17 protein-coding genes are annotated in these 17,110 nt (G+C 63.8%); 12 read left to right on the forward strand and 5 right to left on the reverse strand.

Annotation, left to right across the window (positions count from 1 at the left end; translation table 11 throughout):
- The first annotated feature begins 24 nt into the window (after positions 1-24).
- From VF716_RS02660 to rloA3, 10 genes are all read left to right on the forward strand, one after another.
- Positions 25-672 (forward strand): helix-turn-helix transcriptional regulator, encoded by a 648-nt coding sequence (locus VF716_RS02660; RefSeq protein ID WP_200632018.1) that lies wholly within the window; start codon positions 25-27, stop codon positions 670-672.
- Positions 669-1,052 (forward strand): curli production assembly/transport protein CsgE, encoded by a 384-nt coding sequence (gene csgE, locus VF716_RS02665; protein WP_013983473.1) that lies wholly within the window; start codon positions 669-671, stop codon positions 1,050-1,052. Before VF716_RS02660 ends, csgE begins: the two co-directional genes overlap by 4 nt.
- Positions 1,049-1,465, forward strand: a complete 417-nt coding sequence (locus tag VF716_RS02670) for a curli assembly protein CsgF (protein WP_011913961.1) — start codon at positions 1,049-1,051, stop codon at positions 1,463-1,465. The genes csgE and VF716_RS02670 overlap by 4 nt, the downstream gene beginning before the upstream one ends.
- Positions 1,466-1,486: 21 nt before the next feature.
- The gene (locus tag VF716_RS02675; protein WP_013983474.1) at positions 1,487-2,317 is read left to right on the forward strand and encodes a CsgG/HfaB family protein; all 831 of its coding nucleotides are present in this window, start codon (positions 1,487-1,489) and stop codon (positions 2,315-2,317) included.
- Positions 2,318-2,544: 227 nt separating this feature from the next.
- Complete coding sequence (locus VF716_RS02680) at positions 2,545-3,042, forward strand: curli production assembly protein CsgB (protein WP_014597262.1); 498 nt, start codon at positions 2,545-2,547, stop codon at positions 3,040-3,042.
- A gap of 47 nt (positions 3,043-3,089) precedes the next feature.
- A complete protein-coding gene (locus VF716_RS02685) occupies positions 3,090-4,376 on the forward strand; it encodes a hypothetical protein (protein WP_440551627.1) in 1,287 nt (428 codons plus the stop codon).
- Between the two features lie 366 nt (positions 4,377-4,742).
- Complete coding sequence (locus tag VF716_RS02690) at positions 4,743-5,540, forward strand: outer membrane protein OmpK (protein WP_440551630.1); 798 nt, start codon at positions 4,743-4,745, stop codon at positions 5,538-5,540.
- 231 nt (positions 5,541-5,771) lie between these two features.
- Positions 5,772-6,443, forward strand: a complete 672-nt coding sequence (locus VF716_RS02695; protein WP_125875360.1) for a TetR/AcrR family transcriptional regulator — start codon at positions 5,772-5,774, stop codon at positions 6,441-6,443.
- A gap of 4 nt (positions 6,444-6,447) precedes the next feature.
- Positions 6,448-7,407: a LysR family transcriptional regulator gene (locus VF716_RS02700; RefSeq protein ID WP_011913967.1), complete on the forward strand. Its 960-nt coding sequence runs from the start codon at positions 6,448-6,450 to the stop codon at positions 7,405-7,407.
- Between the two features lie 57 nt (positions 7,408-7,464).
- The gene (rloA3, locus tag VF716_RS02705; protein WP_011913968.1) at positions 7,465-7,983 is read left to right on the forward strand and encodes a retropepsin-like aspartic peptidase RloA3; all 519 of its coding nucleotides are present in this window, start codon (positions 7,465-7,467) and stop codon (positions 7,981-7,983) included.
- A 13-nt stretch (positions 7,984-7,996) separates the two neighbouring features.
- Here rloA3 and VF716_RS02710 read toward each other — a convergent pair whose 3' ends face one another.
- Positions 7,997-8,938 carry a class I SAM-dependent methyltransferase gene (locus VF716_RS02710; protein ID WP_043942230.1) on the reverse strand — a complete coding sequence of 314 codons (942 nt, stop codon included), beginning with the start codon at positions 8,936-8,938 and terminating at the stop codon, positions 7,997-7,999.
- Positions 8,939-9,144: 206 nt separating this feature from the next.
- On the opposite strand from VF716_RS02710, the gene VF716_RS02715 reads away from it, so the two are divergent.
- Positions 9,145-10,596, forward strand: a complete 1,452-nt coding sequence (locus VF716_RS02715; protein WP_014597269.1) for an MBL fold metallo-hydrolase — start codon at positions 9,145-9,147, stop codon at positions 10,594-10,596.
- Between the two features lie 117 nt (positions 10,597-10,713).
- Positions 10,714-11,106, forward strand: a complete 393-nt coding sequence (locus tag VF716_RS02720) for a VOC family protein (RefSeq protein ID WP_053527365.1) — start codon at positions 10,714-10,716, stop codon at positions 11,104-11,106.
- Between the two features lie 74 nt (positions 11,107-11,180).
- Here VF716_RS02720 and VF716_RS02725 read toward each other — a convergent pair whose 3' ends face one another.
- The 4 genes from VF716_RS02725 to ggt all read right to left on the reverse strand — a co-directional run bounded on the left by VF716_RS02725 (position 11,181) and on the right by ggt (position 17,087).
- Positions 11,181-12,407 (reverse strand): c-type cytochrome, encoded by a 1,227-nt coding sequence (locus VF716_RS02725; RefSeq protein ID WP_053527364.1) that lies wholly within the window; start codon positions 12,405-12,407, stop codon positions 11,181-11,183.
- Positions 12,404-14,167, reverse strand: coding sequence for a GMC family oxidoreductase (locus tag VF716_RS02730; protein ID WP_440551639.1), 1,764 nt, complete (start codon positions 14,165-14,167; stop codon positions 12,404-12,406). The genes VF716_RS02725 and VF716_RS02730 overlap by 4 nt, the downstream gene beginning before the upstream one ends.
- Positions 14,168-14,172: 5 nt before the next feature.
- Positions 14,173-14,913, reverse strand: coding sequence for a gluconate 2-dehydrogenase subunit 3 family protein (locus VF716_RS02735; RefSeq protein ID WP_440551642.1), 741 nt, complete (start codon positions 14,911-14,913; stop codon positions 14,173-14,175).
- Positions 14,914-15,416: 503 nt separating this feature from the next.
- Positions 15,417-17,087 (reverse strand): gamma-glutamyltransferase, encoded by a 1,671-nt coding sequence (ggt, locus tag VF716_RS02740; protein WP_440551644.1) that lies wholly within the window; start codon positions 17,085-17,087, stop codon positions 15,417-15,419.
- Between the last annotated feature and the right edge of the window lie 23 nt (positions 17,088-17,110).

Below are 17,110 nucleotides of genomic sequence, written 5' to 3' on the forward strand. Positions count from 1 at the left end.
CAACATTCAGCAAAGGACATGCGAATGAAAGACGACGTCGTGCCGGCCTATCAGCCCAACTCCCCCCGTGTACTGCTGCTTTCGGCCAGCAGCTCGCTCAACAGCACCCTGCGGCAGCATCTGTACGATTGCCCCGACTGGACGCTCAGCCACGCCTCGGCACCGCGCGGCGAGGTCGAGGCAGCGCTGGTGCTGCTCGACGTAGGGAGCTACGACCGCGACACCAACGTTCACCTGCTCAGGCAGATCGGCGACACGCCGGTCGCGCTGGTCAATGCGCAGCCGGACCAGGCGCGCCGGCTGGTCGAAACCCACCCCTGGATCCGTGGCGTGTTCTACCGCGCCACCCCGCGCACCATCTTCGTTCGCGGCATCCGCACGCTGCTCACCGGCGGCGACTGGCTGCCACGGGAGCTGATGGAGGCACTGCTGTCACGCTACCGGCAGCTGAGCAGCGCCAATCAGGTGATCGATGAGCTGACGCTGCGGGAGAAGCAGATTCTCGCCCTCGCCGGGCAGGGTCTTTCCAATGCGGAGATCGGCGAGCAGCTGCACCTGAGCATCCATACCATCAAGAGCCATGTGCACAACGCACTGCGCAAACTGGGCGCGAGCAACCGTGCCCAGGGCGCTTCGCTGGTACTCGCCCACGTCAGCGAGGCGGTGTCGTGAAACGCACCGGCGCGCTGCTTCTGCTGCTGGTGGGCCTGACGGCCCAGGCAGACGAAGCCGAGCTGCAGGGTTTCATCACCAACAACACGATTTCCCGCTCCGGTCACGAGTTCTACCTGCGCTTCTGCGAGCGCCTGAACGACATCAGCGGCCTGGACTTCAACCTTGCCATCAAGGAGAGGCCCTCGGCCCGCTGGGGCGTTCTGGTATGGGTCGAGCACGAGAACCAGACGCTGTACCGACGCTTTCTGCAGCCCAATGTGGCGGACATGAAGGAGCCGGCCTATGAGGCGGCCGATTTCGTGGTTGAGGAAATCAATCGGCGAAAGATCGAAGCGCTGTTCGAAGACAACATTGACATGGCCAAGGACGAATTATGAAACCGCACACCCACAAGCCCCTCGGCATGCTGCTCGGCGGCCTGCTGCTCAGTGCCGGCGCCAGCGCCACCGAGCTGGTCTATACCCCGGTCAATCCATCCTTCGGTGGCAGCCCGCTCAACGGTGCCTGGCTGCTGGGCAATGCCCAGGCGCAGAACAACAAGAAGGATCCGGATGCGCTGGATCGTTCCTCGCTGTTCGGTAACCAGTCCGCGCTGGATCGCTTCACCAGCCAGCTGGAGTCGCGCCTGCTGGGCGACCTGCTCAGTGGCGTGAGCAGCGGCAAGACCGGCACCGTGACCACCGACGATTTCATCGTGCGCGTCTACAACGGCGACGCCGGCATGCTCATCGTGGAAATCACCGACCGCCTCACCGGAGAAATGTCCGAAATCATCGTCGGGCAGAACTGACCCCAAGGAGAAACAAAGGCCATGAGAAGCCTATTCGTAGCCATAGGGATGATGGCGTTACTTCAGGGCTGCAGCATTCGCGAGCCCCTGCCTGCCGACCAGCATCCGCCCACGCTGACCCCACGCACCTCCACCTACCAGGATCTGCTGGCGCTGCCGCGCCCGAAAGGCCCGCTGGTGGCTGCGGTGTACGGTTTTCGCGACCAGACCGGGCAGTACAAACCGACCCCTGCCAGCTCCTTCTCCACCGCGGTGACCCAGGGCGCGGCCAGCATGCTGGTCGATGCCATGCAGGCCAGCGGCTGGTTCGTGGTGCTCGAGCGCGAAGGCCTGCAGAACGTGCTGACCGAGCGCAAGATCATTCGTGCCTCCCAGGCCAAGCCGGATGTCGCGCCCAACATCCAGTCCGAACTGCCCTCGCTGCTGGCAGCGAACATCATCATGGAAGGTGCCATCGTCGCCTACGAAACCAACGTGCGCAGCGGCGGCCAGGGCGCACGCTATCTGGGCATCGGCGTCTCGCAGGAGTATCGCGTCGACCAGGTGACGGTGAACCTGCGGGCCATCGACGTGCGCAGCGGTCGAGTGCTGTCCAACGTGATGACCACCAAGACGATCTTCTCCATCGGCCGCAGCGCCAACGTCTACAAGTTCATCGAGTTCAAGGAACTGCTGGAAGCCGAGGCAGGCTACACCACCAACGAGCCCGCGCAGCTGTGCGTGCTCTCCGCCATCGAGGCTGCCGTCGCCCACCTGATCGCTCAGGGCGTCGAACGCCGTCTCTGGCAGACCGCGGAAGGCAACGGCAGCGAGCACCCTGCGCTGAGCAAGTACCTGAGCAAGCTGAACTGACACACACCGGCCGGCGCAACGCCGGCCGGTGCTCCGTCGCCAGCGGCCCTGGCGACCGCCCCGATCATGCAACCGACACCGCGCGCTGCTACCGCGGTGTTTTTTCGCGTCCACGTAAACACCTCTTGCGCACCAACAGACAACACTTTCAATCGTTGGATGGATGTTTTCTGCACTGAATCGAGGCAAACATGTCGGCATCTGAGCTCGATCAGGACAGGACGCCCATGAAACGCTCGCAACGGATTGCGCATGACCTGCTGTTGCCCATGATTCTCCTGCTGGCCGCTTACGGCCATGCCGACGTCGCCATTCCGGGCGATCTGGCCCCGAATGAACTCGTTCCTTCCGCCATTCACTCATCCGCTTTCGGTCAGGCTGCCAGCGGCGCGCAGGGTGCGCTCGCGGTCGTACAGCGGGCCGGCCAAGGCATGACCGGACGCATCGCCCAGAGCGGCGCGGAGCTGGAGGCCTACATCTTTCAGAACGGCTACGCCAACAGCGCCTCGATCGAACAGATCGGCCAGGGCAACGCGGCGCTGATCAGCCAGGACGGCTTCGGCAACGAGGCCCAGATCGAACAGACCGGCGCGGACAACCGTGCCGCCATCGCACAGCAGGGCTCGAGCAATCGCGCCCTCATCGAACAGACCGGCAGCGGGCACAGCAGCAATGTCAGCCAGAGCGGCCGCGGTCTGACGGTAGTGGTTCGCCAGTACCGCTAATCCCAGGGAAATACCGCTGTACTTAAAACATCCATGGAGTGACAAAAATGTTTAAGTTCAAACCTCTTGTAGCAGCCATCCTGACTGTCGCCACTGCCCAGGCTTTCGCGGCCAACAACACCTCCGAGCAGGACCAGCTGGGCATCAACAATGTCGCGCAAGTGCTGCAAAGCGGCGGTTCGGGCAACCTGGCCAAGCAGGGCCAGAGCGGCTTCGGCAACCAGGCGACGGTCGAGCAGAGCCACTCGCGGGAGACGACCGCAACGCAGTCCCAGGCTGGCAACTACAACGTCGCCGATGCCCAGCAGAGCGCCACCGCGCTGACCGCCGCTACGCAGAACCAGCGCGGCTGGGGCAATAACGCAACGGTCGAACAGACCGGTACCTACAAGACCGGCGCCACGCAGAACCAGAACGGTATTCACAACGTTGCCGAAACCTTCCAGACCGGCACCACGACCAGCAGCGCCACCACCGAGCAGACCGGCAAGCACAACTATGGTCTGATCACCCAGAGCGCCGCGATCAACAGCCAAGGCAAGCTGGTACAGGACGGCGAACTGAACAATGCCAGCATCACCCAGACCGCCAGCTGGGGCGACCGCGCCCTTGTCGACCAGCAGGGCACCGACAACGATGCGCATGTCACTCAGGTCGCCAGCATCGGCTCCATCGCGGAAGTCGAGCAGGTCGGCTGGCGCAACGACGCCATGGTTTCCCAGACCGGCCACCAGCACGAGGCCTACATGCTGTCGGATGGCAACAACAACCGGGTGGACATCGACCAGAGCGGCAATGCGCAGAACGCCTTTGCGCTGCAGTACGGCAACGGCAACGATTCGCGCATCACACAGAGCAACAGCCCGTTCGGCGGCAACAACACTGCGACCACCGAGCAGTTCGGCACAGCCAACGAGGCCGACATCAACCAGCACGGCCGCAATCAGACCGCCAAGACCATCCAGCACGGCGGGCTCAACGTCGCCTCGGTGGATCAGCAGGGTCGCGGAAACGAACTGCACTTCCAGCAGGATGGCGTCGGCAACGAGCTGAACGCGGTGCAGAACGGCAGCGACAATGAAATCGTCGGCGTCAGCCATGGCTGGCACAACAGCAGCGACATCGAGCAGACCGGCGGCGACAACCTGGCCACCGTGCGTCAGGAAGGCACCCTGAACGAGCTGATGCTGACCCAGAGTGGCTACGACCATCTGGCCAAGGTCACTCAGCACGGCTTCGCCAACGACGCCCTGGTCAGCCAGGCCGGCTACGGCAACGCTGCCTACATCAACCAGAACGGCACCAACAACAGCGCGCTGGTCACCCAGCACTGAGTTGGCGCTCACCGACTGCCGGCCTCGCGCCGGCAGTCGCACGCCTGCATCCCACCTTTCTCATCGCCCGACCGCCGTGCGGCTGCACCGTTTCGGTCGAAACCCTGGCGATCCGCCATCGCCCTCGCCCCAAACTGAAGCAAGCTGACGCATCGGTCAGGTCATCCCTGCCCGACAATCAGCTGCGCGGAAGCCTGGCCGCGCGCTTCCTGGATTCAATCGCCACAAAATAACCTTTCAAATCATCTAGTTAACCTTACGCTACAACCGCAATCCGTGATTGGCGCGGCGCTTGCTATGGGACCAAAGCCTGACCGCTTGGACAACTTACAAGCTCACTCAAATGCCAATACGGAGACACACTCAATGAAGCGCAGCCTGACCACCGCAGCCCTCGCGGCCGGGTTCATCCTCAGTAGCCAAGCCATGGCCAGCCCCATGCTCTGGCAGAACAACAGCCTTACCTACCTCTACGGCAAGAACTTCGCCGTGGACTCCGCCGGCGGCAAGGAAGGCGATATCCAGCAGACCATCACCTTCGAACATGCCAGCGGCTGGACCTGGGGGGACATGTTCCTGTTCGTCGACAATAAGTGGTACAACGGCATCTCCGGCAGCGACGGCCATACCTACTACGGCGAGTTCAGCCCACGCCTCTCGCTGGGCAAGATCAGCGGCGCCGACCTGTCCTTCGGCCCGGTCAAGGACGTGCTGATCTCGGCGACCTACGAGCGCGGCGAAGGCCGCAACCGCAACTATCTGCTCGGCCCGGCGGTGGATCTGGCGATCCCCGGCTTCGATCGCTTCGCCCTGAACACCTACTACCGCAAGCCCGACGGCATCACCGGCAAGCCGAGCGGCCAGTGGCAGATCACCCCGACCTGGGCCATGACCTTCCCGGTCGGCAAGTCGGACATCCTCTTCGATGGCTACATCGACTGGGTCGTCAACGACAAGAAGAACGGCAACACCGAGCTGAAGAAGAACTTCCACTTCAACCCGCAGATCAAGTACGACCTCGGCAAGGCGCTGGACTACACGCCCGGCAAGCTCTACGTCGGTATCGAATACGACTACTGGTCGAACAAGTACGGCATCGAGGACACCGATGCCTTCAACACCGACAACAACGTCGCCAACTTCATCGTCAAGGCGCATTTCTGATGCGCCCGCCGCCCGAACGCCGGGCGGCGCCTTGTCGTTTCAGTCCGCTGTTCATTCAGACAAGCGCAACGGCTGATAGCGCAACGAAACTCGTGCAGAATCAGCCCAGTCAGCTCACCCCGGTGGGCCTGGACCGCAGGGTGGGCTTCAGCCCACCAAACCGGTAACGGCCGCCAGCTGGGCTGACGCTCAAACCGGCCCGACTGCCCCGCGCGCTCACGGATAGGGAACATGAACAAGAACAACGCACCGCAGCCCCTCTACAACGCCCAAGGCAAACCTGCCGGCCGCATTCGCCAGAAGAACGAGGAAACCATCCTCGCCGCGGCTGCCGAGGAGTTCGCCCGCTACGGCTTCAAGGGCACCAGCATGAACGCCATCGCCAGCCGCGCCGGGCTGCCCAAGGCCAACGTGCACTACTATTTCAACAGCAAGCTGGGGCTGTACGTGGAAGTCATGCGGCACATCCTCGAGCTCTGGGATACGGCCTTCGACGACCTCACCGTCGACGACGACCCGGCCACCGCCCTGGCCGAGTACATCCGCATCAAGATGGAATTCTCGCGGCGCCATCCGCAAGCCTCGAAGATCTTCGCCATGGAAGTCATCAGCGGCTGCGAATGCCTGTCCGAGCACTTCAACCAGGACTATCGCAACTGGTTCCGCGGCCGCGCCGCGGTATTCGACGCCTGGATCGCCGCCGGCAAGATGGACCCGGTCGACCCCATGCACCTGATCTTCCTGATCTGGGCCGGAACGCAGCACTACGCCGACTTCTCCGACCAGATCCGCCGCATCAACGGCAAGCGGATGACCCGCGCGGACTTCGCCCTTGCCAGCGACAACCTGATCGCCATCATCCTCAAGGGCTGCGGGCTCAAGCCACCGGCAGCGGAGCGCTGAAGGCTTGGCCCGCAAGCTGCGCATCCACTCGCCGGCCATTCACTATTTCGACATGGTGCGCCGCTGCCAGTCGATCCGCGAAGCCTCGCGCCGGCTCAACGTTGCCTCCTCGGCGGTCAATCGGCAGATTCTCAAGCTCGAAGACGAGGTCGGCACGCCGCTGTTCGAGCGACTGCCCGGCGGCCTGCGCCTGACCGCCGCTGGCGAGATCTTCGCCCGCCACGTCATCGTCGTACTGCAGGACACCGAGCGTGTGCGCTCCGAACTGGACGCGCTACAGGGCCTGCGCACCGGCCACGTGGAAATCGCCACGGTATCCGGCGTCACCACCGATCTGCTGCCCGGCGTGCTGGAACAGCTGCGTGAGCGCTATCCGCGCGTCACGGTCGGCGTAACCAGCCTCGGCTCGCAGGCCATTCCCGACGCGGTGACCAGCGGCCAGGCGGATATCGGTCTGGCCTTCGCCCTGCCGCGTACCGCCGACCTGCAGCAGCTGGGCGTCGGTCATTTCCGTCTGGGCGCCATCGTCGCGCCGGGGCATCCACTGGCCGAACGCCGGGACGTCAGCTTCGCCACCTGCGCCGAGTACCCGCTGATCCTGGCCAAGAGCGACCTTTCCATCCATCACCTGCTGGCGCCGCTGCTCGCACGCACTCGCCCGCGGCACAAGGCGCCGCTGGAAACCAGTTCGGTGGAGCTGGCCCTGCAGATGGCCAAGCGCGGCGCCGGCGTCGCCTTCCAGACACGCATCGGCATCGAGGCCGAGCTGGTCAACGGCACCCTGGTGCACGTTCCGCTGAACGACGGCGGCTCGGTATTCAGCGACCTCGGCGTGTACGTGCGCAGTTCGCGTTACCTGCCGGTCGCGGTGGACGCCTTTGTCCGCGCACTGAGCGAGGAAATCGCCATCCGCGAAGCGGCGCAAGGCACCTCCTCGTCCCGCACAGCGCCGCAGCAGCGCTGAACGTTCCGCCCTGGATGCCGCTCTATTGAGCGAACCCACTGCTCAGGAGCGTTCTTGATGGCTTCCCGTCTGCTCGCCGTACCGGCTGCCCTGCTTTTCTCGCTCGCGTCCTACTCCTGTCTTGCCGCCGACGGCACCCCGCTGGGCTGGGTGGAGCGCGGCCAGATACTGCCCGAGCACGTCACGGTTAAATTCAAGCTGGACACCGGTGCCCTGACCTCGTCCATGCATGCCGAAGACCTCGACTACTTCGAAAAGGACGGCGACAAGTGGGTCCGCTTCGATCTGGACCTCAAGGACGTGGAGCAAGACAAGCTGGTCAAGTCGCGCATCGAGCGCAAGCTGCAGCGCGAGCTGACCGTGCGCGGCGCCGGCGGCAAGGAAGATCGGCCGGTGGTGCTGATGAAGGTCTGCGTCGGCGATCGTCTGCTCGAAGAGGAGTTCTCTCTGAGAGACCGCGACGAGATGAACTACCCGGTGCTGCTGGGCCGGCGCACCCTGGAAAAGCTCGGGCCGGTGGACTCGGCACGCACCTTCACCATCGAGCCCAGCTGTGCGGAAGTTGCCGAGCGCTGAACAGGCCTGAGCCCTAGTCCCGCGCCACGAACAACAACGCCTTGAGCCCGCTCTCAGGACTGATGTCCGGAAACTCCGGCGGGTTTTCCAGGCGTTCGGAAAAACGCAGCTGCGGCGCTTCGGCGGCCATGCCCTGGATCAGGAAGTCGGTGCCGGTATCAGGGTCGTTGACGCAGGCCAGCACCTGGCCGCCCGGGTTCAGCAGCTCAGGCAGGCGGCGCAGGATCTTCTGGTAGTCGCGGGTCAGCGCGAAGCTGCCCTTCTGGAAGGACGGCGGGTCGATGATGATCAGGTCGTAGGGTCCGAGCTTGCGGACCTTGCCCCAGGACTTGAACAGCTCGTGGCCGAGAAAGCTGACCCGACTGATCTCATGGCCGTTCAGGCGGTGGTTCTCGCGCCCCCGGGTCAGCGCCGCGCTGGCCATGTCCAGGTTGACCACATGCTCGGCGCCGCCGGCGATCGCCGCGACCGAGAAACCGCAGGTGTAGGCGAACAGGTTGAGCACGCGCTTGCCGCGCGCATGCTCCTTTACCCAGCGGCGCCCATAGCGCATGTCGAGGAACAGCCCATTGTTCTGCTTGCGCCCCAGATCCAGCTTGTAGTGCAGGCCGTTCTCACTGATCCGCCACTCCGCGGGCACGTCGCCGAACAGTGCCTCGGCCGGCGCCTCAGGCAGGTAGCGGTGCTGCAGCAGGAGGTGCTGAACCTGCCGCTGCTGCCATGCCGAGGACTCGGCCAGCGCCCGCAGCATCCGCTTCAGCGCCTCCAGCTCCGCCGCACCGGGGTCGCGAAACAGCGCCACCAGCAGCACACCCTGCAGCCAGTCGACAGTCAGCTGTTCCAGCCCCGGATAGCAGCGGCCCCGCCCGTGAAACAGCCGCCGTGTCTCCTCGGGCGCAGCGGCCAGGGCGTCGAGCAGGTGTCGTTCGAGGATCACGAGGGGGGCGGTGGTCATGGGACGGGCATCTTGGCAGCGGGCCGTGCATTCTAAACGGCGTAGCCGTCTGGGAGCATGCCCGCGTGGCGTTTGCTTGGCCGGCAAGAACCGGCTCGTCAGGCGGCGGAAACTATGCGCGACGGCCAATTGCCCAATCTAGCGTCAGCGAACACTGACATCGCACTCTTCTGCCGAGCCCTATCGGTCCACGTTAAGGACACCCGATGAAGCATCCAAAACTCATCCACCACGGCGCGCGCGAAGGCGTGACCGGTTCGTGTCATCAATTGTGGATGGACGAAAACAGCAGCGTACTGATCGACTGCGGGCAATTTCAGGGCGACGACGAAGCGGGGCACGAAGATGAGCTGGCGCTGGATTTCTCCGTCGAGGGTGTCAAGGCGCTGATCGTGACCCACGTGCACATCGACCATGTCGGGCGTATCCCGAACCTCCTGGCAGCGGGCTTCGACGGGCCGATCCTGTGCAGCGAACCGTCCGCCCGGCTGCTGCCGATCGTACTGGAGGATGCCTTCCGGCTCTCCATCAGCCGTGACCAGGACCAACTGGAGCGCTACCTCAAGGTCGTCGAGCAGCGCATCATCGCCCTGCCCTACGATCACTGGTTCACCCTCAATGAAACCGACGGCCGCGCGTGCAAGGTACGCCTGCAGCCGGCGGGGCATGTGCTGGGTTCGGCCTACGTCGAGCTGGAGCTCAGCGAGGGCTCCGACGTCCAGCGCGTGGTATTCAGCGGCGACCTGGGCGCGCCACATTCACCGCTGCTGCCGGACCTGGTTCCGCCCGAACGCGCCGATCTGCTGATTCTCGAAAGCACCTATGGCGACCGCCGCCACGAGGATCGCGCGCACCGCCGCGAGCGGTTGCAGGCGGCCATCGAGCGGGCGCTGGCCGACCAGGGCACGGTGCTCATTCCGTCGTTCAGTATCGGCCGAACGCAGGAGCTGCTGTTCGAGCTGGAGGAAATCCTCCACGAGAAGCGCGAAGCGGCCGAAGCCAGCGGCACGCCTGTCGAAGCGCCAGAACAGGCCAGGGATGGCGACCCCGATATCGACTGGCCGCAGCTTCCCATCATCCTCGACTCGCCGCTCGCCAGCCGCTTCACCGCCACCTACAAGGAGTTGCAAGGCTACTGGGACGAAGACGCCCGTCATCGCCTGGAGGAAGGCCGCAAGCCGCTGTCGTTCAAGCAGCTCATCACCGTCGACAGCCATGACGAACACATACGCATCGTCGAACACCTCGCACAGACCGCACGCCCGGCCATCGTCATCGCCGGCAACGGCATGTGCTCGGGCGGACGCATCGTCAATTACCTCAAGGCCATGCTGGGGGACCCGCGGCACAACGTGGTGTTTGTCGGCTACCAGGGCAAGGGCACGCCGGGACGGGACATACAGACCTACGGGCCGGAGGGCGGCTTCGTCGATCTGGACGCAGAGCGCATCGACATCCGCGCCGGCATCGACAGCGTCGGTGGCTATTCCGCCCACGCCGACCAGGCGGACCTGGTGGGCTTCGTCACGCGCATGCAGCAATGGCCGAGCGAGATCCGCCTGATCCACGGCGAGGACCAGGCCAAGCAGCGCCTGGCCGAGGTGCTCCGCGAGCGCTACGAGAAGGCCAGCCGGCAAGGCCGGGTGGTTATCCCATGAGGCCCGTGAGCTTCATCCTCATGGCTGATCCCGATGCGTGACAGCCAGCCACCGGGCAGCATGCCCGCGCGAAGCCAGCTACAGTGCAAGTTCACGTCAAACCCAAGCGAGGGGCCCATGCTCAATCATGTAATGGTCGGTTCGAATGACATAGAACGGTCGAAGCGCTTCTACGATGCCGTGCTCGGCGTACTCGGCGCAGGCGAGCCGATGCGCAACACGGCGCCGTCCGGGCACACCCGCCTGTTCTACCGTCACGACGGCAGCCTGTTCGGTGTCACCGAGCCCATCAACGGTGAGGAAGCGACCGTCGCCAATGGCGGCACGATTGGTTTCAAGTGCAGCTCGGCCGAACAGGTCAAGGCTTTTCACGACGTAGGCGTCGCCCATGGCGGCACCACCTGTGAGGAGCCGCCGGGGCTGCGCGAGACCAGTCTCGGCGCGCTGCACCTCAGCTATGTAAGGGACCCTGACGGCAACAAGCTGTGCGCTATCTATCGCCCGCAGTAACCTTCCTCTGCTTCAACGCCGCCCCTGTGCGGCGTTGATCCTGCGCTCGCATCGGCGCGCCTCCAGCGACACGCTCACTGGCTTTGCAGTGCCTCGCGCTGTTTGCGTACCTCATCGGCGCTGACTGCCGGGGCCGCATTGCCCCAGCTGTTGCGCACATAGGTAAGCACGTCGGCGATGTTCTCATCCGAGAGATTCCATGCGAACGACGGCATGGCCGGCCCGGTGGGTGCCGCGTCCGTTGTGCCGGCGCGATTGCCGGCAAGTACCACGCGAATCATCGATACCGCATCGCGCGCATTGACAAGCGGGGCATTGGCCAGCTTGGGAAACAGCGTCGGAATGCCTTCTCCGTCCGGTGTATGGCAAGCCGAGCAGCGATCCTCATAGAGACTACGTCCGGCTGTCATGATCGGATCGTTAGCGCCCAGCGGCTCGGGCTTCTCGTGCTCGTGGTCCAGGCTCTTGAGATAAACCGCGACGGCCTTCAGGTCCGCATCGCGCCAGTACTGGGTGGATTTCTCCACCGCCTCGGCCATCGGCCCCGAGGCTATGTCGTAGCGGTTGGCGCCGGTCTTGAGGTATTGCACGATGTCGTCCTCGGTCCACTCGGCCAGGCCGACATGCGCCGTGTTGGAGATATTCGGCGCCATCCAGCCCTGCAGCTCCCCGCCTTTGAGTGTGCCATCGCGCCTGTCTCCGCCGATAAGGTTCTTCGGCGTGTGGCAACTGCCGCAATGCCCTAGCCCCTGCACCAAGTACGCGCCGCGGTTCCATTGCTCACTCTTCTCCGCGTCAGGCTCGAACTCTCCCTCGGTGAAGTTGAGCCAGTTCCAGGCCTTCATGCTCAGGCGCACATTGAAGGGGAACGGCAGCTGGTTGGTTTCCACCTCGTTCTGCACCGGCTCCACGGTGCGCAGGTAGGCCCAGAGCGCCAGGTTGTCCTCGCGCGTGACCTTCGTATACGCGGCATAGGGCATGGCCGGATAGAGCTGCTTGCCGTTGCGCCCGTGGCCGCGGGCCATGGTGTTCTGGAAGTCTTCGAAGGTCCAGCGGCCGATACCGGTTGCCGGATCTGGGGTGATGTTGGCGCCCAGCAGTTCGCCGAATGGCGTCTCGATGGCCACGCCTCCGGAAAAAAGCGGCTTGCCCGGCGACGTGTGACAGGCAGTGCAATCGCCGAGCGTGGCGATGTAGCGACCTTTTTCCACCAGTTCGTAGCCGTCCGGCGCGGTGACGGCATGGGCGCTGGCGCTCATCGCGGCGAGCAACGCAAGGCCGGTGTTCAGGTGAGGCTTCATACGCTGATCATCTCCCCAGGACGTTTGAGGTAGTAGGTCCGGATCGCGTGTGCTGCCTTGAATGCCAGTGCGCCAACGGTACCCGTTGGGTTGTAGCCGGGGTTCTGCGGGAAGGCCGATGCGCCGACCACGAACAGGTTCGGTACATTCCAGACCTGCAGGTGCTTGTTTACCGAACTGGTTGAAGGATCAGCCCCCATGACGAAACCACCTACCACGTGCGAGGACTGATAGGACGTATTGGACCAAGGGCCTTTGCGCGGGCTGGCAAACATCAATTTCGGGTTCAGCGCCCTGGCGATCTCGGCCGTCTTGTCGGTGACATACTGCGCCATGCGCAGGTCGTTGTCGGTGAAGTTGAAGGTAATCCGTAGCAGTGGTCGGCCGTGCGGATCGGTGTAGCTCGGGTCCAGCGACAGGTAGTTGTTGCGGGTGCTGTAGTTGCTCGCTTCGCAACCGATGGACATGCTGTTGGCGTAGTACTGCACCGTCGCCTTCTTCCACTCCGAGCCCCACTTGGGCGTGCCAGGCGGTACCGGGCGGGAGTTGATGGGCGCTGCGCCAATGGGCGTCACCCGCGTGCTGCCGCCGCCGACGAAGCCCAGCCCGGAATGGTCGAAGTTGTCGTTGTTGAAGTCATCGATGCCCATGCCGATGGCGCCGCCACCGATGAAAGGGTTGAAGTTCTTGTCATCGAAGAACAGCTGCACGCTGTTGGCCGTCTGGTAGGCGTAGTTGCGCCCGGTGGTACCGGTGTTGCTCAGCGGGTCGTAGGGCTGGCCGATGCCGGAGAGCAGCATCAAGCGTACGTTTTCGAAGGTGAACGCGGCGACCACGACGATATCCGCCGGCTGTTCCCATCGGTCGCCGTTGGCATCTACATAGACGATGCCGGTGGCGCGCTTGCCGGTGCTGTCCTTCGTTACCTCGAGCACTTCGCAATGGGTCTTGGCGGTGAAATTGGGCATGCGTGCCAGCGATGGCAGCACGTTGACGATGGCACTTGCCTTGGAATAGTTGGCGCAGCCGTAGTTGGTGCAGAACCCGCAGAAGGTGCATGGTCCCATCGTCACGCCGTACTGGTTGGTATAGGCCTGCGAAGCCAACGCCGATGGCACCGGGAACGGCGTGTAGCCCATGTCACGTGCGGCATCGGCGAACAGTACGGGCGCGAAGGTCTGCTTGGTCGGCGGGTTGGGGTACTCCCTGGACCGCGCGCCCTCGAACGGATTGCCACCGTCGACGACCTTGCCTCCGATGTTGCCGGCCTTGCCGGACACCCCGGCCACACGCTCGAAGGCATCGTAGTGCGGCTCCATCTCTTCCCAGGTAGTGCCCCAGTCCTGCAGGGCCAGCCCTTCGATGGACGCTTCGCCGTAACGCTCGACCAGATGGCTCCTGAGGCGAAACTCCTCCGGTTGAAAGCGAAAGGTGATGCCGGCCCAGTGGTTACCCGCCCCACCGGTGCCGTTGCCGGGATGGAAAGAGCCCCAAGTGCGCATCGGCAGTGCGGTTTCGCTTGGCTTGTTGCGCATCGTGCAGGTGTTCTGGCGGGTGCGCAGCATCAGCTCCTGGCGAATCACGTAGCGCAGCTCGTCGGTCACCGACGCGATATTGAAGTCGCTTGCGGTATCACGCCAGGCACCCCGCTCGAACCCCATGACCGTCAGGCCCTCATCGGCGAGTTCTTTGGCGATGATCGACCCAGCCCAGCCGAGCCCTACCACAACGACGTCGGTCGCAGGCAGTTTCCTGGTCATATTGCTCATCCTTTACGACTCCAGGAGGAGCTGCCAATGATCGACAGCGGTATCAGATCCAGCTTCTCGTTATGCCGGTCGATGTAGGGGCGATAGTCGTAACGGGCACCGGGGAAGCCGAGCACCTTCCAGCTGACCATGTCGCGATTGCCGCCGTAGATTGGGTCGGCGAAGAACCCCTCCATGGCGTTTTGCAGAATCTGTTCGAAGAACACCTCCGACTCGATGCCTTCGAAGGCGATATCGCCACTCTCCATCTTCCTGAGCACCTCATCGCGCTGGTCACCTTCCAGCTCGCTGAAACGCTTGCCGAACGTCGCCTGGCAATGCCTGCCCAGCTGTTCGATACCGACCCGGTAGCGCTCGGCAGGCACCAAGTCCGAGGGCGGTTCGACGCCAGGCACAAACGGACCATGCTGATAGAGCCGCTCATAGCGGCCATAGTGGCTGGCCAGCTGGCGGTCGATGAACACCGCGCATCCCGCCTCCTTGCCACTGGCCGAAAGGTCGTCGGCAGGGATCAGGCGCTCGACGATCGCCTCCACCTCGCGGGCCTCCTCGAGCGTGAAAAACTGCCAGCCCTTGGCCTCGTAGTGCAGCGGACCGTTATGGTCGAAGGGCAGCCACTGCGGTACGCCATTAATGGTGACGGCTTTTGCGGTCGCGGCAACGCCGGCCGCCACCGTGGCGGCCGATGCGGTCAGCAGCTTGCGCCGGGTCAATCCGTTGGGGGGATTTGTAGGCATTTCGACTCCTTATGAACCAATGGATCGGGGTCATGCGGTTCGGGAAGCTCAACACGAAAGCTAGTCATCGAATGCACTGCTCCCGAGCATCGGAAAGACGGTCCTGATCGATTGCCCTGCGGCGCATGCTGACCCGCCGTGCCGAATTGGACTGCCCCGGGATGCGCACGTAGCTGCAAAAACTTCGCAACAAAATAAAGCGCCATGCCCACGGAACCCTTGTCCAAAACTCGGACAGCCAGACGCCGAATGACGTTCAAAACGAATAGCTAGAGCGGTTGCAGGCACCGACTGGAAGGATCGGGGCAGCCGACTCGAGCCGAGCCTTTTTGGTATTTCCTAAGGGTGAGCGGGACAAGCGCTATGCCGCGTTGGCCGTCTGACACTGCATGACGGGATAGATAGGTGGTTGGAAATGCTGAACGTCGATGCGCCGCGGCCCCATGCGGCGCATCACGTGTCAAAACGCGGCTGCGATCCCTCCTCCGCGGCTGCCTCGCCTGTCAGGGCCTGACGACCATTCCTACGCCGCGCCCACGCGGGTCAGACCCGGTCTGCAGACGTCTGCCGTCGACGCGAATCGCCTGGATGTCACCCATCAACCAGCCCTGATCCTCCAGCGTATAGCCCATGGCTTCCAGCGCTTGCGCCACCTCTCCGGTCAGCGGCGCATGGGCGTCGTAGTAGATCGTGTCCTTGGGCAACAGCTGGTGGTGAACGCGCTGCGCGGCCACGGCTTTTTCCAGCGGCAGGCCGAAGTCGTAAACGTTGTTTAGCACCTGGAAGATCGAGGTGAAGATGCGCGAGCCGCCGGGTGTACCCAGCACCAGGCTGACCTTGCCGTCGCGGGTGACGATGCTCGGGCTCATGGACGACAGCATGCGCTTGCCGGGTTCGATGGCGTTGGCGTCGCTGCCGACCACGCCGAAGGCATTGGCCACACCTGGCTTGGCACTGAAGTCGTCCATTTCGTCGTTGAGCAAGAAGCCGGCACCCTTGACCACCACGCCGCTGCCGTAGTCCAGGTTGAGGGTGTAGGTGTTGCTCACCGCGTTGCCGTCGGCATCGACGATGGAGAAGTGCGTGGTCTGATGGCTTTCCAGGCCCGGTCGTACCTTCTCCGTTGCGGAGATGGCCGTAGGGTTGATCTCGGCGGCGCGCTGCGCGAGGTATTCAGGCGAGGTCAGCCGCTTTACCGGTACATCGGAAAAGTCCGGATCGCCCAGGTAGTCCGCGCGATCGGCAAAGACGCGCTTCTCGATCTCCGCCAGCAGATGGATGTAGCGCGCCGAGTTCAGCTCGACACCCTCGAAGTCGGCGGCACGGCGCTCCTTGATGCCGATCAGCTGGGCCAGGGCGATGCCGCCGGAACTGGGCAGAGGCGCGGTGTACAGGCTGTTGCCACGCCAGTCGATGCGCATCGGCTCACGCCATTTGACGCGATAGTCGGCCAGGTCTTGCTGGGTGATCAGCCCGCCATCGCGCTCCATCTGCGCGACCAGCAATGCGGCGGTCTTGCCTTTGTAGAAGTCGTCCGGCCCCTGGTCGGCGATGCGTTCCAGCGTCTCGGCCAGCTCCGCCTGGCGGAAGGTCGCACCCGGACGCATGCTGCCGAAGTAGTCCTCGAAGTTGGTCGTACCGTTGAACAGGCCGATGGCGTCCTCCCGATACTGGAACTGCTGGTCGGCCACCGTGAAGCCTTCACGGGCATAACCGACTGCCGGGGTGATGAGTTCACTCCAGGGCAACTTGCCGAAGCGCTGGTGGGCTTCCCACATACCCAGCACCGTGCCAGGCACGCCGGCTGCCCGGGCGCCCACCAGGCTGAGGTTCTCGATCACCTCGCCCTGATCATCCAGAAACATGGTCTTGCTGGCGGCCTTCGGCGCGACTTCCCGGTAGTCCAGGAAATACGGCTTGCCGTCCATGTACAGGGTCATGAAACCGCCGCCGCCGATATTGCCCGCCTCGGGATAGGTGACGGCCAGGGTAAAGGCGGTCGCTACCGCCGCGTCCACCGCGTTGCCGCCATTCTTCAGGACCTGGGCGGCCACGTTGGCGCTGTATTCATCGGGAGCGGCAACCGCCCCGCCTTCCAGAAGCGCACCGTAAGCCACGGGGCTCGTCGCGACGATTGCCGCCAGAGTGAACTGGGTGATGTGTAGCAAGCGCATCGTAGTCATCCTTATTGTCGTGA

This window comes from Stutzerimonas sp. Brlt_14, assembly GCF_051948915.1.
In the GTDB taxonomy this organism is placed as follows: domain Bacteria; phylum Pseudomonadota; class Gammaproteobacteria; order Pseudomonadales; family Pseudomonadaceae; genus Stutzerimonas; species Stutzerimonas stutzeri.

What these genes read in the sequence shown, in the direction of transcription:
- VF716_RS02660 (WP_200632018.1), top strand. Translation starts at nt 25, where the DNA reads ATGAAAGACGACGTCGTGCCGGCCTATCAGCCCAACTCCCCCCGTGTA.
- VF716_RS02670 (WP_011913961.1), top strand. Translation starts at nt 1,049, where the DNA reads ATGAAACCGCACACCCACAAGCCCCTCGGCATGCTGCTCGGCGGCCTG.
- VF716_RS02675 (WP_013983474.1), top strand. Translation starts at nt 1,487, where the DNA reads ATGAGAAGCCTATTCGTAGCCATAGGGATGATGGCGTTACTTCAGGGC.
- VF716_RS02680 (WP_014597262.1), top strand. Translation starts at nt 2,545, where the DNA reads ATGAAACGCTCGCAACGGATTGCGCATGACCTGCTGTTGCCCATGATT.
- VF716_RS02685 (WP_440551627.1), top strand. Translation starts at nt 3,090, where the DNA reads ATGTTTAAGTTCAAACCTCTTGTAGCAGCCATCCTGACTGTCGCCACT.
- VF716_RS02690 (WP_440551630.1), top strand. Translation starts at nt 4,743, where the DNA reads ATGAAGCGCAGCCTGACCACCGCAGCCCTCGCGGCCGGGTTCATCCTC.
- VF716_RS02695 (WP_125875360.1), top strand. Translation starts at nt 5,772, where the DNA reads ATGAACAAGAACAACGCACCGCAGCCCCTCTACAACGCCCAAGGCAAA.
- rloA3 (WP_011913968.1), top strand. Translation starts at nt 7,465, where the DNA reads ATGGCTTCCCGTCTGCTCGCCGTACCGGCTGCCCTGCTTTTCTCGCTC.
- VF716_RS02710 (WP_043942230.1), bottom strand. Translation starts at nt 8,938, where the DNA reads ATGACCACCGCCCCCCTCGTGATCCTCGAACGACACCTGCTCGACGCC.
- VF716_RS02715 (WP_014597269.1), top strand. Translation starts at nt 9,145, where the DNA reads ATGAAGCATCCAAAACTCATCCACCACGGCGCGCGCGAAGGCGTGACC.
- VF716_RS02720 (WP_053527365.1), top strand. Translation starts at nt 10,714, where the DNA reads ATGCTCAATCATGTAATGGTCGGTTCGAATGACATAGAACGGTCGAAG.
- VF716_RS02725 (WP_053527364.1), bottom strand. Translation starts at nt 12,407, where the DNA reads ATGAAGCCTCACCTGAACACCGGCCTTGCGTTGCTCGCCGCGATGAGC.
- VF716_RS02730 (WP_440551639.1), bottom strand. Translation starts at nt 14,167, where the DNA reads ATGACCAGGAAACTGCCTGCGACCGACGTCGTTGTGGTAGGGCTCGGC.
- VF716_RS02735 (WP_440551642.1), bottom strand. Translation starts at nt 14,913, where the DNA reads ATGCCTACAAATCCCCCCAACGGATTGACCCGGCGCAAGCTGCTGACC.
- ggt (WP_440551644.1), bottom strand. Translation starts at nt 17,087, where the DNA reads ATGCGCTTGCTACACATCACCCAGTTCACTCTGGCGGCAATCGTCGCG.